We start from the raw sequence: 24,280 nt of genomic DNA, 5'->3' as shown, positions 1-24,280 counted from the left end.
GGCTGAATGAGAGATCTTTCTCCTCAATCGCCCGAAGCTAGGCGCAAGCGTCTCGCGAGCATGCGGGCGGCCTTCGGCACGGAGGTCGAGGAGAAGCTCAAGCCGCGGGTCACCATCCTGGAGGTGGTCAAGCGCATACTCGTCGGCGTCTACAATGACGGCTTCATTCACGCTGGTAATCTCGCCTACCTCTCCATCCTCGCGCTCTTTCCCTTCTTCATCCTGGCGACGGCCGTCGCCCAGTTGCTGGGCCAGGGGGAGGACGGCGCGAAGGCTGTGGCGACGATCCTTGCCGAGCTTCCCCCCAATGTCGCCGACACCCTGCGCGAGCCGATCGGGGAGGTGCTCACCGCGAGGACCGGGCCCTTGCTGTGGCTCGGCGCGCTCATCGGCCTGTGGACCGCCGCAAGCTTCGTCGAGACCATCCGCGATATTCTTCGCCGCGCCTATGGCGTGAAATATTGCGCGCCTTTCTGGGAATATCGGCTCGGCTCGCTCGCATTCATCCTGATGGCCGTGGTGCTGCTGATGTTCGCGTTCGCCGCGAGCGTCGCTTTGAGCTCGGTCCAGCATGCCATCGAGGCGTGGCTGCCGTTCGCCACCAACGTGATCGGGACGGTCGAGGTCTACCGCATCATCCCGGCTCTGGCCCTGCTTGTGACCTTCTACGCCCTGTTCTTCGCGCTAACGCCGTCCCGCTACCGCAGGCGCGGCTGCCGGAAGTGGCCGGGCGCGCTGCTGATTACCGTGTGGTGGCTCGGAACGGTCGAGATCCTGCCGCAGGCAATGCGCTGGGTCGGCGGCTATAACCTCACCTACGGTAGTCTTGCGGGAGTGATGATCGCCTTGCTGTTCTTCTTCATCATCGGGCTTGGCGTGGTGATGGGCGCGGAATTGAACGCAGCGCTGGCGGAAGCGGGCGCCACCGCGCTAAAGGGCGAGGTTTACAGCGGACCTTACACCGACGAGCTCGAAGTCGAGGAGCCTCAGCCGGGCGAGGACGTTGAATCTGAGCTGGAAACTGGGGGACCGCAACTTTGACAGGACTGATGCAAGGCAAGCGCGGGTTGATCATGGGCCTTGCCAACGATCGTTCGCTGGCATGGGGCATCGCCCGTTCGCTGGGTGAGCAGGGCGCGGAGCTCGCTTTCTCCTACCAGGGCGAGGCGCTTGAGAAGCGAGTGCGGCCGCTGGCGATGGAGCTTGGCTCGGACATGCTGATCGACTGCGATGTCAGCAGCAACGATGCGCTCGACGCCGCTTTCGCGGAGCTGGGCAAGCGCTGGGACTCGCTTGATTTCGTGGTCCACGCCATCGGCTATTCCGACAAGAACGAGCTGCGCGGGAAGTTCGTCGACACGAGCGTCGACAATTTCCTGATGACGATGAATATCTCGGTCTACAGCTTCGTAGCCGTCGCGCAGCGCGCCCGGGCGATGATGCCCAACGGCGGCTCGCTCCTCACGCTGACCTATTACGGCGCCGAGAAGGTCATTCCGCACTACAATGTCATGGGCGTTGCCAAGTCGGCGCTCGAGACCAGCGTCAAATATCTGGCGATGGACCTCGGTCCGGAAGCCATTCGCGTGAACGCCATCTCCGCCGGTCCGATCAAGACCCTGGCCGCGAGCGGGATCGGCGATTTCCGCTACATCATGAAGTGGAACGAGCTGAACGCGCCGCTGCGGCGGAACGTGACGATCGAGGACGTCGGCGGCGCCGGCCTGTACCTGCTGTCGGATCTGTCTTCCGGTGTCACCGGCGAGGTCCACCACGTCGACGCGGGCTACAATGTCGTCGGAATGAAGGCCGAGGACGCGCCCGACATCGCGACGGTGTGATGCCGACGGTCGCGCGGCATGTTCGCGTGGCCGGGCGGGTGCAGGGCGTCTTCTTCCGCGCATGGACGCGAGACGAAGCGCGGCAACTCGGCGTGCATGGCTGGGTGCGCAATTGCGACGACGGCTCGGTCGAGGCCCATGTCGAGGGCGAAGATGACAGCGTCGAACGGCTGCTTACGCTGATGCGCGATGGGCCCGCGCATGCGAAGGTCGAGACATTCGAGACGGAAGAGGCCGAACCCGCGGGTTATCGCGAGTTCGAAGTGCGGCACTAACCCGCGAAGGGGTCGCGAACGAGAATCGTGTCGTCCCGCTCGGGGCTGGTGCTCACCAGCGCGACGGGGCAGCGGATCAGCTCCTCCACGCGACGGACATATTTGATTGCGCGGGCAGGCAAGTCGGCCCAGCTCTGCGCTCCACGGGTCGAGCCCTCCCAGCCCTTGAACTCCTCATAGACGGGCTCGACGCGCATCTGGTCGGCCGCGTGAGGGGGGAGATAGTCATATTTGCGGCCGTCGATCTTGTAGCCTGTGCAGATCTTCACCGTCTCGAAGCCGTCGAGGACGTCGAGCTTGGTGAGCGCGATGCCGGTGATCCCACTCACCGCGGCTGCCTGGCGGACGAGGACCGCGTCGAACCAGCCGCAGCGCCGGCGGCGGCCGGTGACGGTGCCGAACTCGTGGCCGCGCTCGCCCAGCTTCTGGCCGACCTCGTTGTCCTGCTCGGTTGGGAAGGGGCCGGAGCCGACGCGGGTGGTGTAGGCCTTGACGATGCCGAGGACGAAACCGGCGGCATTCGGACCCATCCCGCTGCCGGAGCCGGTCGTTCCAGCGACGGTGTTGGACGAGGTGACGAACGGATAGGTGCCGTGATCGACATCGAGGAGCACGCCTTGAGCACCTTCGAAGAGGATGCGCTTGCCGCGGCGGAAAGCGGTATCGAGGTCGCGCCACACCGGCCGGGCGAAGGGAAGCACGAACTGGGCGATCTCGGCGAGGTCGGACCGAAGCCGGGCGCGGTCGACGGGCGGCTCGCCGAAGCCGGCGCGCAGCGCGTCGTGATGCGCGCAGAGCCGGTCGAGCAAGGGTTCGAGATCGTCGAGATGGGCGAGGTCGCAGACACGGATCGCGCGGCGACCGACCTTGTCTTCATAGGCGGGGCCGATGCCGCGGCGTGTCGTGCCGATCTTGCCGGCGCCGGAGGCATCCTCTCGAAGCGCGTCGAGGTCGCGGTGGATAGGGAGGATCAGCGGGCATGTTTCCGCGACCATCAGAACCTCGGGGGTCACATTGATCCCCTGAGCAGCGATCTTTTCGACTTCGGCCTTGAGTGCCCAGGGGTCGAGCACCACGCCGTTCCCGATGACCGAGGGCGTGCCGCGGACAATGCCGCTGGGAAGAAGCGAGAGCTTGTAAGTCTCGTCACCGACGACGAGCGTGTGGCCGGCGTTATGTCCGCCCTGGAAGCGGACCACCATGTCTGCCCGGCTGGCCAGCCAATCGACGATCTTTCCCTTGCCTTCGTCGCCCCACTGGGCGCCGATGACGGTCACGTTTGCCACGTTGTTCCCCTTGATTGCCGCGGCGCTCTAGGCGAGGCGGAAGCGGTGGTCAAAGACAGCCATCGGAACGACAGTCTCGCGGGTCCGTTCGAGCCGTCATGAAGCCGCTCACCGAGCAGCATCTGGCGATCTATCGTCGGCAAATGGTCGAGGTGATCGACATCCATTTCGACCTGGCGGGGGACGAGATCGGCAGGGATGCGCCGGGCCCGCAGCTTCGACGCGCCTTGATGGACGTGCCGCGCCATTTGTTCGTTCCGCAGTCGCTGATCCTCATGTCCTATCAGGACACGCCCCTCCCGATCGGCTTCGACAAGACCATCTCGCAGCCATTCATATCGGCACTGATGATCGACCTGCTCGAGATCGAACCCGGAATGCGCGTGCTCGAGGTGGGAACCGGTCTCGGCTATCAGGCCGCGGTCATGGCGGACATGGGCGCAACAGTATTCAGCGTCGATGTCGTCGAGGAGTTCGCCGAAGCCGCCGCGGCGCGCTTTGCCGCCATCGGTTACGACATCGCAGTTCGCGTTGGCGACGGCTCGCGCGGCTGGGAGGAGCACGCGCCGTTCGACCGCATCATCGTTACGGCCGCGGCGGAGGAGACGCCCGAGCCACTCCTCCAACAGCTTAGCTCCGGCGGGCGGCTGGTCATCCCCCTCGGGTCGACGGAGATTCAGCAGCTGAGCGTCGTGGAGAAGGGTGCTGACGGCAACCTGTCGACGCGCCACGTGATGCCCGTGCGGTTCACGCAGCTCGAGCTCGACGCCTAGAAGCTGAGCGGCACCACCTCCCGCACGCCCGGCAGTTCGTGCAGCTGCTGAGCAACCTCCGCGGAGATAGGATCGTCGACCGCAATGAGCGCGATCGCTTCCCGCTCATCCTTGCGGCGGCCGAGGTTGAACGTCGCGATATTTATCCTGTTCTCGCCAAGCTGGGTGCCGAGTGCGCCGATGAACCCGGGCTGGTCGTCGTTGACGATGTAGATCATCTGGCCGGTCAGCTCGGCCTCGATCGGAACGCCGAATATGTTGACGAGACGCGCGGCGCGATTGCCGAAGATCGTGCCTTCGACGCGGCGGGCTCCCTGATCCTCGGTGCCGACCGTCACGGCGAGCAACGTGTGGTAATCGCCCTCGCCTTCGTTGCGGATCTCGCGAACGCCGATGCCGCGATCCTTCGCCAGGAAGGGTGCGTTGACCATATTCACGGTGTCGGACCAGGTGCCCATCAGTCCGGCGAGGACAGCGCCGGTGATCGGCTTGATGTTGAGCTCCGCGGCATGGCCTTCGACCTCGATGTCGATCGAGCGGATTCCGGTTCCGGCGATCTGCCCGACCAGTCGTCCGAGTTGTTCCGCGAGGTTCATATAGGGCTTCAGGCGCGGGGCCTCTTCCGCAGACAGCGAGGGCACATTGACTGCATTGGTGATGCCGCCGAGCAGCAGGAAGTCGCTCATCTGCTCGGCGATCTGGATCGCAACGTTCACCTGCGCCTCGGTCGTCGAGGCGCCGAGATGCGGTGTACAAATCAGGCCCGGAGTCCCGAACAGGGGATTGTCCTTCGCAGGTTCCTCGGCGAACACGTCGAGGGCTGCGCCGGCCACATGGCCGCTATCCAGCGCCTCTTTCAGCGCGGGTTCGTCGATGAGTCCGCCGCGAGCGCAATTGACGATCCTTACGCCGCGCTTGGTGCTCGCAAGCGCTTCTCTCGAGAGGATGCCGCGCGTCTGGTCGGTCAGCGGCGTGTGAAGAGTGATGAAGTCAGCCCGGGAGAGCAGCTCGTCCAGCTCGACCTTCTCGACGCCCAATTCGATCGCGCGTTCGGGCGAAAGAAAGGGGTCGTAGGCGACGACTTTCATCTTGAGCCCATGTGCACGGTCCGCCACGATCGATCCGATATTGCCGCAGCCGACCAGCCCGAGCGTCTTGCCGGTGAGCTCCACCCCCATGAAGCGGTTCTTCTCCCACTTGCCGGACTGCGTGGACTGATCGGCCTGCGGAATTTCGCGGGCGAGGGCGAAGAGCATGGCAATCGCATGCTCCGCGGTCGTTATGGAATTTCCGAACGGCGTATTCATGACGACGATACCCCGCGCGCTGGCAGCAGGGACGTCGATGGTGTCGACGCCAATCCCCGCGCGGGCGATGACCTTCAGCCGCGGCGCGGCGGCGTCCATGATTGCCGCAGTGACCCGCGTGGAGCTGCGCACCGCCAGGCCGTCATAGTCGCCGATGGCCTTTGCGAATTCTTCGGGAGAGAGGCCCGGCTTTTCATCGACGTGGATGCCGCGGTCGCGGAAGATTCCGGCCGCCCTCGGGTCCATCTTGTCGGCGATGAGCACGCGTACTTCATTGTTCATGCCGTTTGCTCCCAGGCCCAGTCGAGCCAGGGCCCGAGAGCTTCAATGTCCGATGTCTCCACGGTCGCGCCGCACCAGATGCGAAGTCCGGGGGGCGCATCGCGGTAGGCGCCGATGTCATATGCGGCGCCCTCGTCATCGAGCAGTTTCACGATGGCTTTCTGCCGAGCCCCATTCGCTTCTGGGTCGGAGCGATCTGCGAACTGCAGGCAGGCCGAGGTGTTCGATCTTATCGACGGGTCGGACGGAAGATGCTCGATCCAATCGGCACGCTTAACCCAATCGCCGAGCGCGGCGGCATTGGCATCGGCCCGGGCGATCAGCGCCTCGAGGCCGCCGATCCGCTCGGCCCAGCTCAGCGCGAACAGCCAGTCTTCAACGCACAGCATCGACGGCGTGTTGATCGTATCGCCCTTGAAGATCCCGTCGATCAGCTTGCCGCCTTTCGTCATGCGGAAGAGCTTGGGCAGCGGACGGGGAGCAGGCTCGCTTTCGAGCCGCTCGACCGCGCGCGGGCTCAGCACGAGCATCCCGTGCCCGCCTTCTCCTCCGAGCGCTTTCTGCCAGCTGAAAGTGCCGACATCGATTTTGGCCCAGTCGATGTCCTGGGCAAAGGCCGCCGACGTCGCGTCGCAAATCGACAGGCCTGTGCGGTCGGCCGCGATCCATTCCGCATTGGGCACGCGCACCCCGCTCGTCGTGCCGTTCCAGGTGAAGACAATGTCGCTCGCAGGATCGACCGCGTTCAAGTCGCAAATATCGCCATAGTCGGCGGTCCGGACCTCGGCTTCCAGCCTGAGCTGCTTGATCACATCGGTGACCCAGCCGGCGCCGAAGCTCTCCCATGCGAGCATGGTCACGGGGCGCGGACCGAGGATGGACCAGAGCGCCATTTCAACGGCTCCGGTGTCGGAAGCGGGTACGATCCCAAGCCGGTAGTCCGCCGGCAGCCGGAGCAGCGCGTGCGTTCGCTCGATCGCGTCTTTCAACCTCGCCTTGCCGATCGCGCCGCGGTGCGAACGTCCAAGCGAATCGGTGCGCAGCGCAGCGGGTGACCAGCCCGGCGGCTTTGCGCAGGGACCGGACGAAAAATGCGGATTGGGAGGCAGGATATCGGGTTTTGCACGGCGCACGATGGCACCGGCTTCGGCGGATTCAGTCATGTCACTCTCCTCTCAGAGAGCTCGCGCCGCGTTGGGACGGCGTGGCCCGCCGACGGTTGTACGGCCGATTTTGGCGACCGCAAGGCAGGCGGAAAAAGATTCGCTTGCGAATCGATTTGGACAGATTGTTGCAGCGCACAACGGCTTGAAATTGCTGGCGACACGCCGTTCAGATCGGCTCATCGCACTCACCCGGCGGTTCGTCCCGCTAAGGGGAACCTGCTGTTGAATTCATTAACCATCCGCGTTCAGTCTCCACTCCTGCTTTCGAGCGGCGGGCATCCGCATGACGGCAGGGGGGCTGGGGAGCTCCTTACTTTAATGGCTGATCAGGAGCCGTGCGTTTGCGCGTGGCGCCTGGAGTTTGGAGCGAGGCAAAATGGCGCAACTTCTGGCCGCCGCAGGTGTGTTCCGGGACCGGGACTTTTTCATTCACGACGGTTCCAAGCTTCGGCGCTTCCGGATTACCGCGTCCGTTCAGCTCGTCTTCTGCGCATTCCTGTTCGCGATGATCGGCTGGGCCGGCTTCGCCACTGCCCGCCTCGTCGCTTCTCCCGATGCTCCCATCGCCACTGCCAATAGTGACGGCTATTCCGCCGAAGTCGCGAAGCTCGCGGCCGAGACCGAGCGCCGTGTCCAGCAGGTAGAGCAACGCCAGATCGCGCTCGCAGCAGCGCTCGCCGGTGAAGAGGTCGATGAGGCTTCGCTTCGCAAGCTTGGCTTCTATCCGGCCAAGGCCGGAAACGATGGCGTCGGCGGTCCGTTCGACGGCGGCACCAACGCCACCTTCAAAGCCCTCTTCAACAGCTGGAAAAAGCTCGACCAGCTTCAGGACGGCGTGATCGCCATTCCTTCCGATAAGCCGGTCAAGCAGAACGCATCCTTCACGAGCGCCTTTGGCGTTCGTTCAGACCCGTTCCGCGGCGGCGCAGCAATGCACCCCGGCATCGATCTTGCCGGACCCTATGGAACGCCGATCTACGCGACCGCCGATGGCACCGTGCTCCGCTCTGGCTGGAACTCGGGCGGGTACGGCAACCTGATCGAGGTCGATCATGGCCGCGGCATCACCACGCGCTACGGGCACCTTTCGGCGATCCTGGTTCACTCGGGCGACAAGATCGCTCGTGGCCAGTTGATCGGCCGCATGGGCTCGACAGGTCGCTCGACCGGTAACCACCTTCATTATGAAGTGCGGATCGACGGGCGGGCCGTGAACCCGATCCCCTTCATGAAGTCGACCGATTACGTGCTTGCCATGCAGCGCCGTTCCGGCACTGCGTCGATGGATGCGGTTGCGCTTGGCGGACCGGGCACGGGCGGCAAGTAAGTTTCCTTGCCCCCAAGCGGGGCGCTTCCTATCTCGCTCCCGTGAGCGAAGCTTCCATCAGCCTTACCGAGAGCGCCGCCAAGCGGGTGGCGTGGATCGCCGCTCGGCAGCAGAAGCCCGCAATCCTCCGTCTCGCCGTGGATGGCGGCGGCTGCGCCGGTTTCACCTACAAGTTCGAGCTGGCAGACAGGCCGGAGGCAGAAGATGCCATCGCGGAAACGGACGGGGTGAAGCTCGTCGTCGATCCGATGAGCCTCGAACTGGTGCGCGGGTCGGCGGTCGACTTCGTCGAGGATCTCGGCGGCGCGTCATTCCGGGTCACGAATCCGAACGCCCAGTCCGGATGCGGCTGCGGAAGCAGCTTCTCGGTCTAGCCTTCAGCGTTTAGGGCCGGCCCATGAAGCTCGCCACTTACAACTTAAACGGAATACGCGCGCGCCTCCCGCGTCTGGTCGAATGGCTCGAGCGCGAGCAGCCCGAAATCGCCTGCCTCCAGGAACTCAAATGCGCCGACGAGGCGCTGCCCATCGCCGACATAGAAGCTGCGGGCTACAGCGCCGTCTGGCACGGGCAAAAGGGTTTCAACGGCGTTGCGATCCTCGCCAAAGGGGATTCGCCGGAACTGCGCCGCGTCGGTCTTCCCGGCGATCCGGACGACACCCATAGTCGCTATATCGAGGCCGAGGTGCGCGGGTTGGTCGTAGCCTCGATTTACCTTCCGAACGGCAATCCGATCGGGACGGAGAAGTTCGACTACAAGCTTCGGTGGATGGAACGCCTAGGCGAGCATGCAGCGGGCCTTCTCAAGGACGAGCGGCCGGTTGTCCTGTGCGGGGACTGGAACGTCGTACCCGAAGACCGCGACGTCTTCTCAGCCCGCGCGACGCAGAACGATGCGGTGATGCAACCGGAAACCCGCGCTGCCTGGCGCCGGATCGTCAATCAGGGCTGGACCGATGCGTTGCGCGCATTCCATCCGAACGAGGAGAAGCTCTACACCTTCTGGGACTATACCGCGGGTTGCTGGCAGCGGGACCTCGGCTTCCGCCTCGACCACCTGCTTTGCTCGCCTGAGGCGACGGACATGCTGCGCGGCGCCGGCGTCGATAAATGGGCGAGGGCGCAGGAGAAAGCGAGCGATCACGCGCCGACCTGGGTGGAGCTGAGTTGAGACCGTGCGGCTGACGTTCACCAAGCGCGGCGGGAAATATGACGCGCTGCTGATCGAGCGGCCCGACGGATCGTCGGAAACCGTCGACTGCCCGAAGCAGGGGATCATCCCGCATGACATGGTGCATTATGGCGTCGAGAGCATTCTGGCGCACCGCGGCTTCCTGTCGCTTGTCGCCGGCGGCCAGGCCCCGGACTTCGGAACCAGCGGCGGGGACGCGGAAGAGTCCGTGGAACGGCTCGTCGAGAGCTTCCAGGCCGAGATGTGGGGCGGGCGCGTCCCTGCCGAGGAGCTGCTCGCCACCTACGAGCATGCCTGCGACGCGCGCGGCCATTCTGCTGTCCCGGTATCGGTCGGGGACGTGCAGGCCATTCGCGCGCGGCTCGACGACCTGACGGCCCAGTGGAATGCTGTTCCGATGAACGGTTCGCTGACCTTCGAATTGTCCTGAAGGAGGAGTTGAATCCGCTCCTTGCAGGAGCGGGGATTAGGGTCCACACCAACCATCAGTGCGCGTGGGGAACCCAGGGGGAGCGCATATGGGGGCGATCACCGCGAGCGTGGCATTAGCGATGGCGTCGGCGGCCGCTGCGCCTCTGCATTATCATTTTGAAGTCGGGCGCGCGCCCGGCAAGATCTACAATCCGTGGACGCTCCAGGACGATCGCGTCGAGCTACGATCGTTTCGAGGAGACGGCATTCGCGATGGCGATTTCGTAGCGCCCACCATTCGTGTCGCGCCCGGCCAGGAGCTCGCGATCGACATTGCCAATCGACTGGAGCCCTGCACCGCAGAGCAACGCGCGACCCAAACCTGCTTCAACGACACCAATCTCCACACGCACGGACTGTGGATCTCGCCCTCCGGGCATAGCGACAACGTGCTCGTGTCGATCGCTCCCGGCGAGGACTTCCAATATCGCTACGAGATACCCGTCGATCATCCCGCGGGCACCTACTGGTACCATCCGCATCGCCACGGCGCCGGCTTCGCCCAGGTGGGTAGCGGAATGGCCGGCGCGCTGATCGTCACTGGCAATCGGCTTCCGACGCTGACCACGCCCGGCGACATCGACATCCTGCTCAGGGACGAGCGCGGACGAGCCTTTCCGGAGCGGGTGATGATCTTCCAGCAGATGGAATATGGGTGTCTGGACGAGAAAGGCGTCATCGAGGGCGAGCGAAACAAGGAAGGCGAACCGGTACGGCCTTTCACCTGCTCGCCAGGCAAGATCGGTCGAATCGAAAGCTTCGACAATGATTGGGGCTGGCGATTCTCGGGCCGCTTCACCGGCATCAACGGCAAGGTAGAACCAGAGCTTGGCGGCGCGAAGGCAGGGACATTCGAGCGGTGGCGCCTCATCAACGCGGGCACCGGAGAATCGATGCGGATGCGGCTCTATCGTCTGGATCCCGCCGCGCCGCCGCTGCGCAAGGTGAGGGCCGAGCAGCAGATCGCGTGGCGAGAGCGCTATTGCGTCGGCCAGCCCCTGCCGATGTGGCAGATCGCGATGGACGGGCTCACGCGCTCCTCAATTCGCCCGACCGACGAGGCCGTACTATTTGCAGGCGAGCGCACAGACCTCCTGATCCGGCTGCCCGCCGCGGGCAAATATTGCATGGTCAACGACACCAGCCGGATCAACCTGAAGAGGAATAATCCGCCCCGGATGGTCGCGCTTGTTGAGGCGCGAGGGACTGCGCCAGTCGACGTCGACGCGGAAGCTCAGCTCCAGTCCGCCTTGATCCGTTCCGCGGAAACCGCCCTGGGCGGCACGGAACGAGCGCCCATTCGCGATCGCGTCGTCAGCGATCTGAGGGACGGCCTGAAGCTGTCATCCTTCACATGGCACAAGCCGATCACCGAGCAGGAAGTGAGCGGCTACCGCGAAGTCACCCTGAACATCATCGAAGGTCCGAACGCCGAAATATTTCACGTCAATGGAAGGACCTACGATCACGACCGGATCGACGCGGTCCTGCCATTGGGCAAGGCGGAGGAATGGCGGGCCACCTCGCTCATCGACGACCATCCCCTGCATATCCACGTCAATCCGTTCCAAATCATCTCGATTCAGGATGCTGAAGGACGCGACGTCACCGATCCGAAAAGCGCCGTGTTCGATCCCGATTATGCGGGCCTGAAGGGCCAGTGGAAGGATACCGTCTTTGTGAAGGAGAACGTCCGCATCGCATTCCGCACGCGATACGAGCGTTTCACGGGCGACTTCGTGACGCATTGCCACATCATGTACCACGGTGACCATGGCATGATGCAGAACCTGCGCATTGCAGCTGAGGGTGACGAAGGGCCGATTTCCCACGCCGCGCACTAACGAAAACGTCGGCGGTCAGAGCGTCTTTTGGTAGATCCGGTAGCGATGATTGACGCGAGCGCCCGGCAGCTCGGCGATCGACAGCATTCCCTTGTTGTCCTCGAGGATCCAGCCGAACTCGCCGGTGTTGATTCCAAACTTCCCGACACAATCGCGCCGCGTATATTCGATGAGCATGAAGGCCAGCATGCTCGCCAGGCGCGAGTGGTGCAGCTTCTTCGCGACTCCCATCAAGGGCACGCGCGCGCGCTTCACCTTCGGTTTGCGAAGCCGCCACAAGAGCTTGATGAAGTTGAAGGGGAACAGTTCGCCGTTAAGGTCCTTGGTCAGCTCGTTGATGTCCGGGATGGTGATCATGAACGCGACCGGCTCGCCATCCAGCTCGGCCACCCGCACGAGCTCATTGTAGATGATCGGCTTCAGCTTCTTGCCGGCATAAGCGATCTCGGATTCTGTCAGCGGCACATATCCCCAATTGCCCGACCAGGCGTCGTTGAGGAGGTTGAGGATGATCCGGGCTTCTTGGTCGAACTTCGACTTGTCGACCATCCGGATGCGAATGCGCTGGTTCCGCTCGCCGGCGGCGATCAGGCGGTTGATCTTGGGATCGTCCCAGCTGGCGATGTCGACTTCGTAGGTCAGCAGGTCCTTCGCCTTCTCGTAGCCAGCCCCTTCGATCCAACCCCGATATTCCGGGCGATGATGGCCCATCATCGCGGTTGGATCCTGGTCGAAGCCTTCGATCTCCAGCCCGGGCTCATCCCAGATCGAAAGGCTGATCGGTCCAAGCGCGCTGGTCATCCCTTGAGCGCGCAGCCAATCCTCGGCGGTGGCGATGAGCGCTGACGCAGCCTCGGCATCCAGCGCTTCGAACATGCCCCACTGGCCCGTCCCGGCGCCCATCTGCTCGAGCACCAGCTCATCCACCTGCGCACTGATGCGCCCGACGATCTCGCCGTTGCGCTCGGCAAGCCAGAGCTGGGCGCGCGCATGCTCGAACCAGGGGTTCTTGCCCGGCGTGATGAGGCCATGAACCTCGTCCTTCAGGGGCGGTACCCAAGCGGGATCGTCGCGGTAGACGCGCCAGGCGAAGTCCACGAAGGCTTTGCGGTCGGCCTTGGTCTCGACCGGACGGATCGTCACTGACGGCGAATTCATGGCGTACGGCTAGCCGCTACAAGGAGCAAGCGCCAGCCAACGTCATTCATTGTAGCGCCACGATGCCGCCACTATCTCCGGGCAAATAGCGTTCTTCCAAAGACAATATGAACCAGACAGCGACCCTCGATCGTCCACGCACTAATGCTGCGCCAGCGCGGCAGTCGACGGCGCGCGCGCAAGACGATGCCGCGATGCTCAAGGCCGCGGCGAGCCTCACTCGTGAGCTGAACGTCCCCAATGCTCGCATCTATTGGGCCGACCTCATCGGCTCGGCGCTTTTGGGATATGGCGCACTGTTCGCCGCTATGCTCTCGGCTTCGGCATGGATCGCCATTGCGGCCGGGTTGGTCGCGGTGCTCGCGCTTTATCGCGCGGGCTCGTTCATCCATGAGCTGACGCACATCAAGAGCGGCGCCGTTCCCGGCTTCCGCCTTGTCTGGAACCTGATCGTCGGCATTCCGCTGCTCGTGCCGAGCTTCATGTACGAGGGCGTGCACAACCAGCATCACGCCAAGCGTTATTACGGGACCGTCAACGACCCCGAATATCTGCCGCTCGCGCTGATGAAGCCCTGGACCTTGCCGGTGTTCCTGGTGGCCGCGGCGCTAGCGCCGATCGGGATGCTTATCCGGTTTGGAATCCTCGCGCCGCTGTCGCTTCTTTCCAGGAAGCTGCGCCGCGTGGTCGTGGAGAAATATTCGGGGCTGCAGATCAACCCGAAGTTCCGCCGCCCGGCGCCCGAAGGGGATTTCGCGCGCGAATGGGCGTTGATGGAGACTGCCTGCAGCCTGTGGGCGATCGCGCTCCTGACGATGGTTGCGACTGGGGTCATTCCCATGCGCGAGTTCCTGCTGTTCCTCGCCATCTCGTCGGGCGTGATGTTCCTCAACCAGATCCGCACGCTCGTTGCCCACCTTTGGGAGAATGAGGGCGAGCCGATGAGCGTGACCGAGCAATATCTCGATAGCGTCAACGTGCCACCGCCAGGCACGCTACCCGCTCTGTGGGCTCCGGTCGGGCTGCGTTACCACGCGCTGCACCATTTGCTGCCGGGACTGCCTTATCATGCGCTGGGCGAAGCGCACCGCCGCCTCTGCCGGGAGTTGGACGCGGGGTCGGTCTATCACGCCAGCAGCCATCGCGGCCTGACGCCGCTGGTCGCCCGCCTGGCAGCCAGCACCTTGACTAATCGCCGCATTTCCGCTTGAGGGCTGCGCATCCGGCGGGCGTCAGCGCTCGCCGTTGTCATTTGGGATGAATGGCGGCTCCCGAAAGTCCGCCTGGCCGGGGATACCTTGCACGGTCCCCTGACGAACGAAAGGAATGACCCATGCGCCATCGCGTTGGCGGACGTAAGCTTCAGCGCACCTCGAGCCACCGTGCGGCCCTGTTCCGCAACATGGCAGCCGCGCTCATCAAGCACGAGCAGATCACGACCACGACGGCCAAGGCGAAGGAACTTCGCCCCTATGTCGAGAAGCTGATCACGCTCGCCAAGCATGGCGGCCTTTCGAACCGCCGTCTCGCCCAGTCGCGGCTGATGGACGATGCGCAGCTCACCAAGCTGTTCGACGTGATCGGTCCGCGCTACGCCGACCGCAACGGCGGCTACACGCGCATCATCAAGGCCGGCATCCGCGCTTCGGACGCAGCGCCGATCTCGGTGATCGAGTTCGTCGACCGCGACGTGGCCGCCAAGGGCCAGGACAGCGGCCCGGTCATGACCGAGGAAGAATTCGAAGCGGCCTGAGCAAGTCAGAACCCGCGCGTGAGCCCGAAGTCGAGGCGCGCGCGCTTGTAATCGTACAATTCGATATTCGACCAGCTGCGGGTGTAGGTCACCCGCAGCAACGGCGAGAAACCCCCGAATGCCCGCCGCGCAACGATTCCGGCGCCTGCGTCGAGGCGGTCATCGTCACGCGCCTTGCCGAACAGCGGTAGCACTGCTTGGCCATGGGTCTTCGTGTACGCCAAATTCGCGAAGACATTGGCGAAGCCCAGATCGTGGGCGAGGATCGCTTCTGCCGCGCCCTGGCGAAGCGATTCCGCGTTGGCAGCCGCATCCAGGATCGCGCCGCGCAGGTTGAAGCGTGCAGTGGTATCCTCCGATAAAGCGCGGTCGTAAGTCACGACAGCGGCGTAGCGCGTGCCGTCCAGCACATCATTGTCATTGACCCATTGCCGCACGATCGACGCGTCGATCTCAACCTGGCTCTTGGCGGTCGCCTTTCCGATCCAGCTCAACGCGCCTCCGAACCCTACGCTGTAGGGATGTCCGCCAAACCAGCGCCGTTCGACGGTCGCGGCGGGCCGGATGCGCCCGATCTTGGTGTCGAACTCGGGCCCGCTTCCCGCATAGGCCTGGACGTCGTTGAAGCGTCCCTTGCCCATAAAGAAGTCGCCGCGGGCCCCGGCGCGCGTGAGGACGGTAGTTTTTCCAAGATCATCGCGGGAATATCCTTCCAGGCTGGCGGTGACTCCCATTCCCGATTGGCGCCGCGCATCGGGGTCGAGCTGGAACGGAGCAATGACGGTGTCGATCAACTGACTGCTGGTCGATCGATTGACGTTGCTGTCCGGTCCTGCGGTGATTTCCACTGAGCCGCCGCGGCGCTTGGTTGCGCTCAGGAGGTTGGAGAAACGGCTGACGGTTCGCGCGACGTCGGGAGGGAGGCCTGCCTCCTGCGCGTGGGCGAGCTCGCGGCGCGCTTCGTCGGGCTTTCCTTCAGCCGCGAGAAGGCGGCTCAGCTCGAGCCTTGCCCGCTGCGCGTCAGGCTGCTCCGCAAGCAGCTCGCGAAGTGCTGCGACCGCGCCAGTTATGTCTCCACGCTCCTCGCGTACCGCGGCGAGGCGGAAACGCGCCTCGGCCCGAAGCTTCGGGTCGGGATCCTGCTGCAAGGCGATGAGGATGACTTCCGCGCCGGCGAGATCGCCCTGTGTGAACAGCCGATCGGCGAGGGCGAATAGTTGCGCCGCGCCGGCCCGGGTGCAATTGGCTTGTCCAGCGCAAGGGTCTAGTGGCGAAGCTGAGGCACCCTGCACCGCAAGTGCCGATAAGATCAGAGGGAGCAGCATCGGCTTCCAGTCAGCTTCTCACAGCGAAAGGGGGCCCCGCGGAGCCCCCTTCGCAAATTCGCCGGACGATCCTCTACGGACGCGTGCCGACGATGGCACCCTGGCCGTTTCCGCCGTTCCCGGTCAGCCGGAAGAGCCCGCCGATTTCCTGCGCCGCCGGGCCGTAGAAGTTCCCGTTCACGCCCAGCGCGAAGCCACCGCCAGTGGCGGCGACGGTCGAGGTGAATCCGGAACTGCGATAGGTGATCGTGCCAGCGCCCCCGGTCAGTGCGCCAAGGCCTGCAAGCGCCGCGCTGTCGCCTTCGCGAACGCCCGCCAAATTGGCCGAGTAGTTGATCGTTCCGGTGCCGGCGCCGAAGTTCGCCGTCAGGCTGCCCGTTCCGTTGACGGCATAGACGCCGGTGCCGTTGGCGTAGGTCCCATCGAGCGCCGTCGTATATGTCGCGCTGCCGGTGCGAGGCACATCGGCGGATGGCGTTTTCAGGCCGTAGACGAAATATGTGTCATTGACCGCGGTGCCGGTTCCGAACTGGGGCGTACCCGTGCGCCGCCATTGCCCGTAGCCAGTGTACGTCAGGGCAATGCCCTGCGTGGTCGCGCCTGGATTATATATGCGCAGCGTTTCGTTGGTGCCGTGCTTCACGACCGTGAATTGGGGCGTCGACGACGCGTCCGCATTGTCGAGGTCGAAGGTCGACGTCAGAGCAAGGCTTCCGGTGTCGCGGAGGATGTAGCTGTTCGTCGCCTTGTCATAGCGAACTGTGCTCGTCGCCCGGGCGTAATTGCCGGTGCCGGTTGCCTTCGTCGTGCTGACCCTGGTGTATTTGATTGTCGACTGCATCGCCGGGAAAGCCTGCGATTCCGTCAAATTGGTCAGCGTCGTATTCGCTGCAACTGCCGGCGACGCAGCAAGCGCGAGGGCCGTCGCGGTGAACGCAAGACGTTTGATTACAGGCATCTTTGCCCCCCTTTCAGATTGCCACTGCATGACTCGCACCGGTCATCGGGTCAAGTAAGGCTGGCTAATTCCTTTAACAAACACAGTTACTTGTGTTCATGAAGCAGCAATCGAAACGGCATCTTCCCAGCGCCCTTAGAGAAGCTCGAGCCGGCTTTCCCTGCGCTTTCGATGAACGAGCGCTGTCAGCCGGCTGAACGATTGGCAACTGATCGGTTAAGCTTCGCTACAACCACGTAACGATAGAAACTCAAACAGCGGACCCGTGCGTTGTCACGGGCGAGTCGGGAATTGAGTTTGAGGAGAGTGGGCCATGAAGGCTTTGACCAAGATTTTGGCGGGTGGCGCTGTGGCCACTGCGTTGTTCGCCGCGGCCCCGGCTGCTGCGCAATATTATCCGGGCTACGGTTACGGCGGCAACGTCGTCGGCCAGGTTATCGGGCAGGTGCTGGGCGGCGGCTATGGCGGCTACAACGGCTACGGCGGCTACAATGGCTACGGCTATGGGGCCAACAGCCAGGTCGCCGTGAGCCAGTGCACCAACGCCGTTCAGGCCCGCCTTGTCGGCAATGCCGGCTACAACGGCTACGGCTATAACGGTTATGGCTATAACAACAGCTATGGCCAGGGCCACGTGCTCGGCATCAGCCGCGTTGAGCAGCGCTCGAGCGGTGGACTCACGATCCGTGGCGTCGCGACGAGCGGCCGCTACGGCGCGGCTTACGGCTATAACGGCCAGGCGCCCGTCGACCTGACGTTCAAGTGCAAGACCGATTATCGCGGCTACATTACCGACGTCGATATCGATCGGGCGCAGGGCGTGTACGGCTCCAATTACAACGGGTACAGCCAGTACAATCAGTACAACCCGAATGACCCGTATGCGGCCTACGGCTATCGCCGATATTAAGAACTGACGAAATCGTCACGTGAGGTGCGCCGGGGTCGAAAGACTCCGGCGCACTTTCTTTGTCAGGCGCGAACCGCGAGGCTGCGCGCATGTTCCTCCAGCTGGGACGCGACCGTACCCCAGCCGTCGTGGAAGCCCATCTTCTCGTGGGCCTCCTTGTCGGCGATGTCCTTATGGATCGCGACGGCCCTGTAAGCGGTCTTGCCGTTGCCAGCGTCTTCGAACGTCACAATCGCCGTGAACGGGAAGGATTCGCAGCCTTCCCCCATCTCGTTCGGACGATAGCCTGGGCCAAGCGCGCTGGTCCATGTCAGCTTGCGCTGGTCTTCCACCTCCAGCACGCAACCTGGCGTTCCATGGCCGGTGTCGAATCCGTCCGGGCCGACCATTCGGATACGGAAGATGCCGCCGGGGGTGAGGTCGAGCTGGCACTCGGTGATCTGGTACGGCTTCGGCGCGAACCACTGCTTGAGATGTTCGGGGTCAGTGTACGCCATCCAGACGAGGTCGATCGGTGCATCGAGCGTGCGTTCGAGGACGAGGTCGGTCTCGTTGGTCATTGCGGTTCTCCGTCGCGTTTAAGGGTCGAAAGGTGAGCCTCGAAGCGGTCGAGCCGCGCCTCCCATTCCGCGCGACGGCCGGCGATCCAGGCTTCGGCGGCGGAGAGGGCCTTGGGCTCAAGCTGAACCGTGCGCACCCGGCCCTTTTTCTCGGATCGCACCAGACCGCTTTGCTCAAGCGCTTTGAGGTGTTGCATCACCGCCGGCAGGCTGATGTCCAGTGGAGCGGCCAGCTCGGAAACGGAAGCGGCGCCGCGCGACAGGCGCGCCAGCATGCCGCGCCGCACCGGGTCCGCCAGCGCCTGAAATGCACGATCGAGCTGAGGCGAATCGTTAAGCATGCGCTTAAGTATCCCGCGTCGCCTGCGCGCGCAAGACACTTAAGCGGCTACTTAAGTAACTCTATTGGGCGCTTCCTTGCCCCGGCGTCCTCGTTTCGATGACGAACCCGAAGCAGCTCCATTTAGGCGGATTGTAGAACGTGATTTCGTCGCACCGGATATCGGTAATCTGGGGTCCGCGCGGATCTCGCATCAGGGACGCCATTGCCGCATCCCGCGTGTCGACAATCCCGCCGGTGACCTGGAAGCGGCCGGGTTTGCCGGCCGGGGGATTGGCCGCTGTCCCGTTCACCTGGGCCTCGTAGCGCGCAACCTCGTCCTGATGCTGGCGAACGACATCCGCGTACTTATCCTGCTCTTTCTTATACGCGTCCGCAGCGGCTGCGGCGGCTGCGAGATTGGCCTGCTTTTGCGCTTCCATCTTCGCCGTGAGTTCGTTGAACTCCTGGATCTTGCGCTCACGCTCGGCGAGCTGGCGCTCATATTCGTCCTGCTTCGCCTGGAATTCGGCCTCGTACTTTGCCTTGCGCGCCGCCGCTTCCTCGGCGGCGATCTGGGCAGCGGATTTCTTTGGTTCGGGGGAAGCCGCCTCGGCGGTGGCCGGCTTTGCCGCCTCGCCTTTCCTGCCCTTCTTCTCCGCTTGTGCCTTCGTCTTTTCCTCGGGGGTCGGCGTGGTCGACCAATCCTCAGGCAGGAACGGTGCCTGGATCAGCGTGTATGTATCGCCAAAGCTGCCTTGATAGGTCTCGCCGGGTTCGAAGCTCTTGCGGTAATCCGGGTCGATATTCGTGAAGCGCTGGCAATCGGAACGTAGATTCTCGTCATACTTCCGTGCGTAATATTCGAACCGGCTGTACGATTCCCGTACGTTCGGCGCCTCCCCGGACGCCCACACGTCGTTGGTCCCTACCTTATATGCTTTGCACATGATGTGCGGAGCATCGGGATCAGGGGCGGCGATGGAATATTGCGCGTGAACCGCACTCCCATTCAGCGCACCAAGGACCGCGGCCGCCCCAACGACCAACCCGTGCACACTACGCATCGCAACTCGACGCAACATGATACTGCCCCCCAACGTGATTGTGAGAGACGCTAAAGGCGGCGTTGAGAAAGACAAGCTGCCACGTCGGGTTTACAGGATGGACGCCCGCCACTAACCGCCCGCCATGACGGTCCAGCCCACAGATTCCATCCTCATCATCGACTTCGGCAGCCAGGTCACCCAGCTGATCGCTCGCCGCATCCGCGAAGCTGGCGTCTATTCGGAAATCGTTCCGTTCAACGCCGCCGCCGAGGCATTCGAGCGGATGCAGCCGAAAGGCGTGATCTTCTCCGGCGGCCCATCCTCGGTCATGTGGGAGGACGCGCCGAGCGCACCGCAAATCGCATTCGACAGCGGGGTTCCTTTGCTCGGCATCTGTTACGGACAGCAGACCCTGCACCAGCAGCTAGGCGGCAAAGTGGTCGCGTCCGACCAGAAGGAATTCGGTCGGGCGTATGTCGAGGTGAAGGCGCCGAGCGCTTTGTTCGACGGGCTTTGGCAGGTCGGCGAAACGCATCAGGTGTGGATGAGCCACGGCGACCGCGTCGAGACGCTCGCCCCGGGCTTCGATGTCGTGGCGACGTCCGAAGGCGCGCCGTTCGCGATCGCGACCAACGAAGACGCCAAGCGCTTCACGGTCATGTTCCACCCGGAGGTGGTGCACACACCTGACGGCGGCAAGCTGCTCGCTAATTTCGCGCGGCATATTTGCGGCTGTGCCGGCGACTGGACGATGGCCAGCTTCCGCGACGCGAAGATCGCGGAGATCCGCGAGCAGGTCGGCAGCGGCCGGGTCATCTGCGGCCTGTCGGGCGGCGTCGACAGCGCTGTCGCCGCAGTCCTCATTCACGAGGCAATCGGCGAGCAGCTCACGTGCGTGTTCGTGGATCACGGGCTCATGAGGCTCGGGGAAGCCGAACAGGTCGTGAGCCTATTCCGGGGAAGCTACAACATCCCGCTCGTACACGTGGACGCGAGCGCGGATTTCCTCGGCGGGCTTGAGGGCGTCACCGACCCGGAGGCCAAGCGCAAGTTCATTGGCGCCGAGTTCATTAACGTGTTCGAGGCCGAGGCGAAGAAGATCGGCGGCGCGGATTTCCTCGCGCAAGGGACGCTTTATCCCGACGTCATAGAAAGCGTCAGCTTCACAGGCGGCCCGTCGGTGACGATCAAGAGCCACCATAATGTCGGCGGGCTGCCCGAGCGGATGAACATGAAGCTGGTCGAGCCGCTGCGCGAATTGTTCAAGGACGAGGTCCGCGAGCTCGGGCGCGAGCTTGGACTTCCGGAAGCGTTCGTCGACCGCCATCCATTCCCGGGCCCGGGCCTGGCGATCCGCATTCCCGGCGAAGTGACCAAGGAGCGCTGCGACATATTGCGCAAGGCAGATGCCATCTATCTGGAGGAGATCCGCAACGCGGGCCTCTACGATGCGATCTGGCAGGCGTTCGCGGTGCTGCTTCCAGTGCGCACGGTCGGCGTCATGGGCGACTATCGCACCTACGACAGCGTATGCGCGCTGCGCGCCGTGACGAGCGTCGACGGCATGACCGCCGACACTTATCCGTTCGCGCCCGAGTTCCTGAGCCGGGTGGCGACGCGCATCGTCAACGAGGTCGCCGGAATCAATCGGGTGGTCTACGATTATACGTCGAAGCCGCCCGGCACGATCGAGTGGGAATGAGCCCGCTCCCCGACGCGGGCTCCAATCCTATCAAGGCTGCGGCGGAACAACGGGAGCGAAATTGGCGTGCACCAGTCGCCACTGGCCGCCCTGCTTCACGTACACGCGGGTCGATTTCGCAACTGAAGGGTTGACCTTGCCATCCGCGCTCCGGGTCATCCCTGTATAGTTGTAGGTCAGGATCGCCGTGTCGCCATAGACCTGCACCTTTGCGTTCGACATGTCGGCTAAGACCGGCTTCGCGTAAGGCGCGACTTCACCCATGCGCACCGCCAGGTCCTTGCCGTCGATACGCGTCGGATAGTCGCCGTTGAACTCGGTATAATCGTCGGCGAGCTGCGACATCTGCTGCGCCGCGGGTTGGCCCGCTATCTCGGCCGCCCACTGCGACCTGGCTAGCGCAATGATTTCCCCCGCTACGCGAGGGTCATCTGCCGCCGCGGCCGGAGCCGGGATGACGAACATGGATGACGCTGCACAAATGGTGAGAAGTCGAATCCTGGAAGTGCTCATCGCTACCCCCCTGCTGTCGCAAACGGGACAGAAGTGACCGGCACGATCATCCCCATTTGCGGTGCCGGCGGAGCGACCGGTTGCGCCCGCTTGTTACGGGAGTCAAATGAACTCCCTGTAATGCAGCGAATAGCGATGTTAACCAGTAACTTGCCGTTTACCGGCACATTGACACGGCCCGACCGTTATTGCTGATCATTCGCCAACGGAATCGAGGCGAAGGCGGCAATGCGGTTCAGCAAACTGGCGATATTGGTCGCGGCGCTCGTTGGCCTGTCCAGCGCCGCGGACGCGAGATTATTCGGGCTGTTCGGCGGGCAGAAACCGAGGCCCCAACCGGTAGCGCGTCCGGCCCATCCGGTAGCCCAGCCGGTGAATTACCGCTGGAGCCTGGGAGCCGCGCCCCAGGCATATAAGGATATGGTCGCAGAGCTTGGAACGCGCGGCCTGAAGCCGGGTCAGTTTGTTTGGGCGAGCGCGATCCCCACCGAGGGTGAGACGCGCGTCGTGCTCGATCTCAAAACCCAGATGGCCTACGTCTATCGTGGCGACCGGGTGGTCGGCGCGACCACGATCTCGAGTGCCAGGACCGGCATGGTCACGCCGCTCGGCAACTGGAAAGTGCTCGAGAAGCGGAAGATGTACCGCTCCAAGAAATACGACAATGCGCCGATGCCGTTCATGCAGCGCATCGACGAATATGGCATCGCCTTCCACGGCGGAAACAATCCCGGCTATCCGGCAAGTCACGGGTGCGTACGCATGCCTCTTAAGTTCGCCGAGAAGCTCTTCGGCCTCACCAAGATCGGGTCGGAAGTCATCATCGAAGGCTAGAAAAGGGCGGAGCCGTACGGGCCCCGCCCTCTTTCATTCGTCTCTAAGCGTTAGCGCTTGCCGCGCGTTCCGATGGTCGAGGTGCTCTCTTCCTCCGTCGTCGATTGCGGCTCATGCGTTTCGCTGGTCGTCATCGTGTTGCCGACCGCCGTCGTTTGCGGGGTGAACGTCTGTTCGTCCGGTCCGCGGCCTTGCTCCGCGCCCCATTGTCCGCGGAGCCCGCGGTTCTGTTGTCGCTGGCTGCGCCAGGCGTCGAAGTCGCTATGGAACTGCTGTTCGCGCTCGCGGCAATAATCCGCATAATCTTGGTCCAGCGCCTGCACCTGCTTGTCGCGCCAGCTGCGATAATGATCGTCGCGGTTGCTGCTGAAGCTGCGCGGGGAACGCTCCCAGTCGGACCGACAGCCGAAGCCGGCCGTGCCGCCCTGGCGCTCTGTGCGGCCGCCGAACCATTCGCTCGCGTCCGAGCCGCCGCGTCCGCGCAAGCGCCCGCGGTCACGGCTTCCCTCGTCCTCGTCGTCGCGGAACCAGGATTGCGCCTCGTCGCCCATGCGCGTGAAAAATCCGCGATCATCTTCACGGCCGCCACGCCAGCGGCCCTCGTCGCGATTACGCCAACTGCGCTCGCGGTCACCCCGGTCGAACATGATATTCCGATCCTCGTCGCGATCTCTCCACCGGTCGCTGCGATCGTCGTCGCCGGTAAAGTCGCGGTCATACTCTCCGTGTAGATAACCGTGCTGGGCCATGCATCCTCTCCTGCTCGTCTGATCTGCCGAAGGTCCCTTACTTGGACCCAGCACCGGAACGAATGAGGCCTGTGGCGGGATGCTCTTGCGGTCGCGCCGCAGACCGTTCTGCCGCAGCGTCAGGCCGCTTTGCCTCCAGCACAGCTAAAGGCTAGTCTTGAACTCGACATGATCGCCCAGAAGACCCGTTATGCGCTCCGCTCCCTGCTGTTCCTGGCCGAGGAGCAGGGCAATGGTCCCACGCAGCTCAGTCGCATTGCGGAAACGCAGCGCGTCCCTCCGAAATACCTCGAGCTCATCATGCTCGACCTGAAAAAGGCCGGCCTCGTCAAAAGCGCTCGCGGTCCCAAGGGCGGATATGTTCTCTCCCGGCGACCGGAGGAGATATCGTTCGGCGAAATTGTGCGGACGATGGAAGGGCCGATCGCCCTGGTGTCCTGCGCGAGCGTCAATTTCTACGCGCCATGCGGCGACTGTCACGACGAGGCGACGTGCGCGATTCGCCGCGCATTTTCTATCTTGCGGGACCAGAGTACGGCAGTCCTCGATGGAATCTCGTTGGCCGAAGCCGGCCAGTGGGAAGACCGGCTGGCCGCGCCGAATTGAGGCCCGGCAGCGGCGAGTTGAACATATTCCCCTATTGTCTAGTAGAGAACTAGGGTTTAGCCATTAGTCGACTCAGGAAA

The 24,280-nt window shown here is 63.6% G+C and carries 26 protein-coding genes; 15 read left to right on the top strand and 11 right to left on the bottom strand.

Translation table 11 applies throughout. The annotated features are described in order from the left end of the window. The first annotated feature begins 6 nt into the window (after positions 1 to 6). Genes LZ538_RS02845 through LZ538_RS02835 form a run of 3 tightly spaced genes read left to right on the top strand, consistent with a single transcriptional unit; the run spans position 7 to position 2,116 of the window. Entirely contained in the window at positions 7 to 1,041 is a 1,035-nt protein-coding gene (locus tag LZ538_RS02845; protein ID WP_249830482.1) for a YihY/virulence factor BrkB family protein, read from the top strand. After that, positions 1,038 to 1,841: an enoyl-ACP reductase FabI gene (gene fabI, locus LZ538_RS02840; RefSeq protein ID WP_283937538.1), complete on the top strand. Its 804-nt coding sequence runs from the start codon at positions 1,038 to 1,040 to the stop codon at positions 1,839 to 1,841. Before LZ538_RS02845 ends, fabI begins: the two co-directional genes overlap by 4 nt. Next, positions 1,841 to 2,116, top strand: a complete 276-nt coding sequence (locus LZ538_RS02835; RefSeq protein WP_249830480.1) for an acylphosphatase — start codon at positions 1,841 to 1,843, stop codon at positions 2,114 to 2,116. The genes fabI and LZ538_RS02835 overlap by 1 nt, the downstream gene beginning before the upstream one ends. Here the strand turns inward: LZ538_RS02835 and LZ538_RS02830 are convergent. Further along, the gene (locus LZ538_RS02830) at positions 2,113 to 3,402 is read right to left on the bottom strand and encodes an adenylosuccinate synthase (protein ID WP_249830479.1); all 1,290 of its coding nucleotides are present in this window, start codon (positions 3,400 to 3,402) and stop codon (positions 2,113 to 2,115) included. The genes LZ538_RS02835 and LZ538_RS02830 overlap by 4 nt on opposite strands. A 98-nt stretch (positions 3,403 to 3,500) precedes the next feature. Here LZ538_RS02830 and LZ538_RS02825 point away from each other — a divergent pair, with 98 nt between their 5' ends. Then, positions 3,501 to 4,175, top strand: coding sequence for a protein-L-isoaspartate(D-aspartate) O-methyltransferase (locus LZ538_RS02825; RefSeq protein ID WP_249830478.1), 675 nt, complete (start codon positions 3,501 to 3,503; stop codon positions 4,173 to 4,175). Here the strand turns inward: LZ538_RS02825 and serA are convergent. Next, the gene (gene serA, locus LZ538_RS02820; protein ID WP_249830477.1) at positions 4,172 to 5,764 is read right to left on the bottom strand and encodes a phosphoglycerate dehydrogenase; all 1,593 of its coding nucleotides are present in this window, start codon (positions 5,762 to 5,764) and stop codon (positions 4,172 to 4,174) included. The two genes, LZ538_RS02825 and serA, sit on opposite strands and share 4 nt — an antisense overlap. After that, complete coding sequence (locus LZ538_RS02815; protein WP_249830476.1) at positions 5,761 to 6,927, bottom strand: phosphoserine transaminase; 1,167 nt, start codon at positions 6,925 to 6,927, stop codon at positions 5,761 to 5,763. Before LZ538_RS02815 ends, serA begins: the two co-directional genes overlap by 4 nt. A 379-nt stretch (positions 6,928 to 7,306) precedes the next feature. On the opposite strand from LZ538_RS02815, the gene LZ538_RS02810 reads away from it, so the two are divergent. The 5 genes from LZ538_RS02810 (at position 7,307) to LZ538_RS02790 (ending at position 11,764) form a co-directional block, all read left to right on the top strand. Further along, positions 7,307 to 8,257 carry a M23 family metallopeptidase gene (locus LZ538_RS02810; RefSeq protein ID WP_249830475.1) on the top strand — a complete coding sequence of 317 codons (951 nt, stop codon included), beginning with the start codon at positions 7,307 to 7,309 and terminating at the stop codon, positions 8,255 to 8,257. Positions 8,258 to 8,298: 41 nt separating this feature from the next. Next, a complete protein-coding gene (erpA, locus tag LZ538_RS02805; RefSeq protein ID WP_249830474.1) occupies positions 8,299 to 8,631 on the top strand; it encodes an iron-sulfur cluster insertion protein ErpA in 333 nt (110 codons plus the stop codon). 23 nt (positions 8,632 to 8,654) lie between these two features. Continuing rightward, the gene (gene xth, locus LZ538_RS02800; RefSeq protein WP_249830473.1) at positions 8,655 to 9,428 is read left to right on the top strand and encodes an exodeoxyribonuclease III; all 774 of its coding nucleotides are present in this window, start codon (positions 8,655 to 8,657) and stop codon (positions 9,426 to 9,428) included. A gap of 4 nt (positions 9,429 to 9,432) precedes the next feature. Then, a complete protein-coding gene (locus LZ538_RS02795; RefSeq protein ID WP_249830472.1) occupies positions 9,433 to 9,879 on the top strand; it encodes a hypothetical protein in 447 nt (148 codons plus the stop codon). Between the two features lie 88 nt (positions 9,880 to 9,967). After that, a complete protein-coding gene (locus tag LZ538_RS02790; RefSeq protein WP_249830471.1) occupies positions 9,968 to 11,764 on the top strand; it encodes a multicopper oxidase family protein in 1,797 nt (598 codons plus the stop codon). Between the two features lie 15 nt (positions 11,765 to 11,779). Here the strand turns inward: LZ538_RS02790 and LZ538_RS02785 are convergent, their stop codons facing one another. After that, the gene (locus LZ538_RS02785) at positions 11,780 to 12,922 is read right to left on the bottom strand and encodes an N-acetyltransferase (RefSeq protein ID WP_249830470.1); all 1,143 of its coding nucleotides are present in this window, start codon (positions 12,920 to 12,922) and stop codon (positions 11,780 to 11,782) included. Positions 12,923 to 13,029: 107 nt separating this feature from the next. Between LZ538_RS02785 and LZ538_RS02780 the strand changes: the two genes are divergently transcribed. Then, a complete protein-coding gene (locus LZ538_RS02780) occupies positions 13,030 to 14,133 on the top strand; it encodes a fatty acid desaturase family protein (RefSeq protein WP_249830469.1) in 1,104 nt (367 codons plus the stop codon). A gap of 122 nt (positions 14,134 to 14,255) precedes the next feature. After that, positions 14,256 to 14,675: a 50S ribosomal protein L17 gene (gene rplQ, locus LZ538_RS02775; protein ID WP_249830468.1), complete on the top strand. Its 420-nt coding sequence runs from the start codon at positions 14,256 to 14,258 to the stop codon at positions 14,673 to 14,675. Positions 14,676 to 14,680: 5 nt separating this feature from the next. Here the strand turns inward: rplQ and LZ538_RS02770 are convergent, their stop codons facing one another. Further along, on the bottom strand, positions 14,681 to 16,000 hold the full coding sequence (locus LZ538_RS02770; protein ID WP_249830467.1) for a surface lipoprotein assembly modifier: 1,320 nt from the start codon (positions 15,998 to 16,000) through the stop codon (positions 14,681 to 14,683). A 73-nt stretch (positions 16,001 to 16,073) separates the two neighbouring features. Further along, positions 16,074 to 16,958, bottom strand: a complete 885-nt coding sequence (locus LZ538_RS02765) for a HupA family protein (RefSeq protein WP_249830466.1) — start codon at positions 16,956 to 16,958, stop codon at positions 16,074 to 16,076. Positions 16,959 to 17,271: 313 nt separating this feature from the next. Here LZ538_RS02765 and LZ538_RS02760 point away from each other — a divergent pair, with 313 nt between their 5' ends. After that, positions 17,272 to 17,868 (top strand): hypothetical protein, encoded by a 597-nt coding sequence (locus LZ538_RS02760; protein WP_249830845.1) that lies wholly within the window; start codon positions 17,272 to 17,274, stop codon positions 17,866 to 17,868. Between the two features lie 62 nt (positions 17,869 to 17,930). On the opposite strand, the gene LZ538_RS02755 is transcribed toward LZ538_RS02760, so the two are convergent. The 3 genes from LZ538_RS02755 to LZ538_RS02745 form a co-directional block, all read right to left on the bottom strand. After that, the gene (locus LZ538_RS02755) at positions 17,931 to 18,428 is read right to left on the bottom strand and encodes an SRPBCC family protein (RefSeq protein WP_249830465.1); all 498 of its coding nucleotides are present in this window, start codon (positions 18,426 to 18,428) and stop codon (positions 17,931 to 17,933) included. Continuing rightward, entirely contained in the window at positions 18,425 to 18,769 is a 345-nt protein-coding gene (locus tag LZ538_RS02750; RefSeq protein ID WP_283937537.1) for an ArsR/SmtB family transcription factor, read from the bottom strand. Before LZ538_RS02750 ends, LZ538_RS02755 begins: the two co-directional genes overlap by 4 nt. A gap of 61 nt (positions 18,770 to 18,830) precedes the next feature. After that, positions 18,831 to 19,814 (bottom strand): hypothetical protein, encoded by a 984-nt coding sequence (locus LZ538_RS02745; protein ID WP_249830463.1) that lies wholly within the window; start codon positions 19,812 to 19,814, stop codon positions 18,831 to 18,833. A gap of 124 nt (positions 19,815 to 19,938) precedes the next feature. On the opposite strand from LZ538_RS02745, the gene guaA reads away from it, so the two are divergent. Further along, positions 19,939 to 21,498, top strand: coding sequence for a glutamine-hydrolyzing GMP synthase (guaA, locus tag LZ538_RS02740; RefSeq protein WP_249830462.1), 1,560 nt, complete (start codon positions 19,939 to 19,941; stop codon positions 21,496 to 21,498). Between the two features lie 30 nt (positions 21,499 to 21,528). Here guaA and LZ538_RS02735 read toward each other — a convergent pair whose 3' ends face one another. Then, positions 21,529 to 22,011, bottom strand: coding sequence for a nuclear transport factor 2 family protein (locus LZ538_RS02735; RefSeq protein WP_249830461.1), 483 nt, complete (start codon positions 22,009 to 22,011; stop codon positions 21,529 to 21,531). A gap of 228 nt (positions 22,012 to 22,239) precedes the next feature. Between LZ538_RS02735 and LZ538_RS02730 the strand changes: the two genes are divergently transcribed. Continuing rightward, a complete protein-coding gene (locus tag LZ538_RS02730) occupies positions 22,240 to 22,845 on the top strand; it encodes a L,D-transpeptidase family protein (protein WP_249830460.1) in 606 nt (201 codons plus the stop codon). A gap of 50 nt (positions 22,846 to 22,895) precedes the next feature. Here the strand turns inward: LZ538_RS02730 and LZ538_RS02725 are convergent, their stop codons facing one another. Next, complete coding sequence (locus tag LZ538_RS02725) at positions 22,896 to 23,594, bottom strand: hypothetical protein (RefSeq protein WP_249830459.1); 699 nt, start codon at positions 23,592 to 23,594, stop codon at positions 22,896 to 22,898. A gap of 168 nt (positions 23,595 to 23,762) precedes the next feature. Between LZ538_RS02725 and LZ538_RS02720 the strand changes: the two genes are divergently transcribed. Then, the gene (locus tag LZ538_RS02720) at positions 23,763 to 24,200 is read left to right on the top strand and encodes an RrF2 family transcriptional regulator (RefSeq protein WP_249830458.1); all 438 of its coding nucleotides are present in this window, start codon (positions 23,763 to 23,765) and stop codon (positions 24,198 to 24,200) included. Positions 24,201 to 24,280: the final 80 nt, after the last annotated feature.

Origin of the sequence: Sphingomonas hankyongi (assembly GCF_023516575.1) — a bacterium.
GTDB classification, from domain to species: Bacteria; Pseudomonadota; Alphaproteobacteria; order Sphingomonadales; family Sphingomonadaceae; genus Sphingomicrobium; species Sphingomicrobium hankyongi.
The sequence above is the reverse complement of the archived record's forward strand: the minus strand, read 5'-3'. Positions and strand labels throughout refer to the sequence as shown.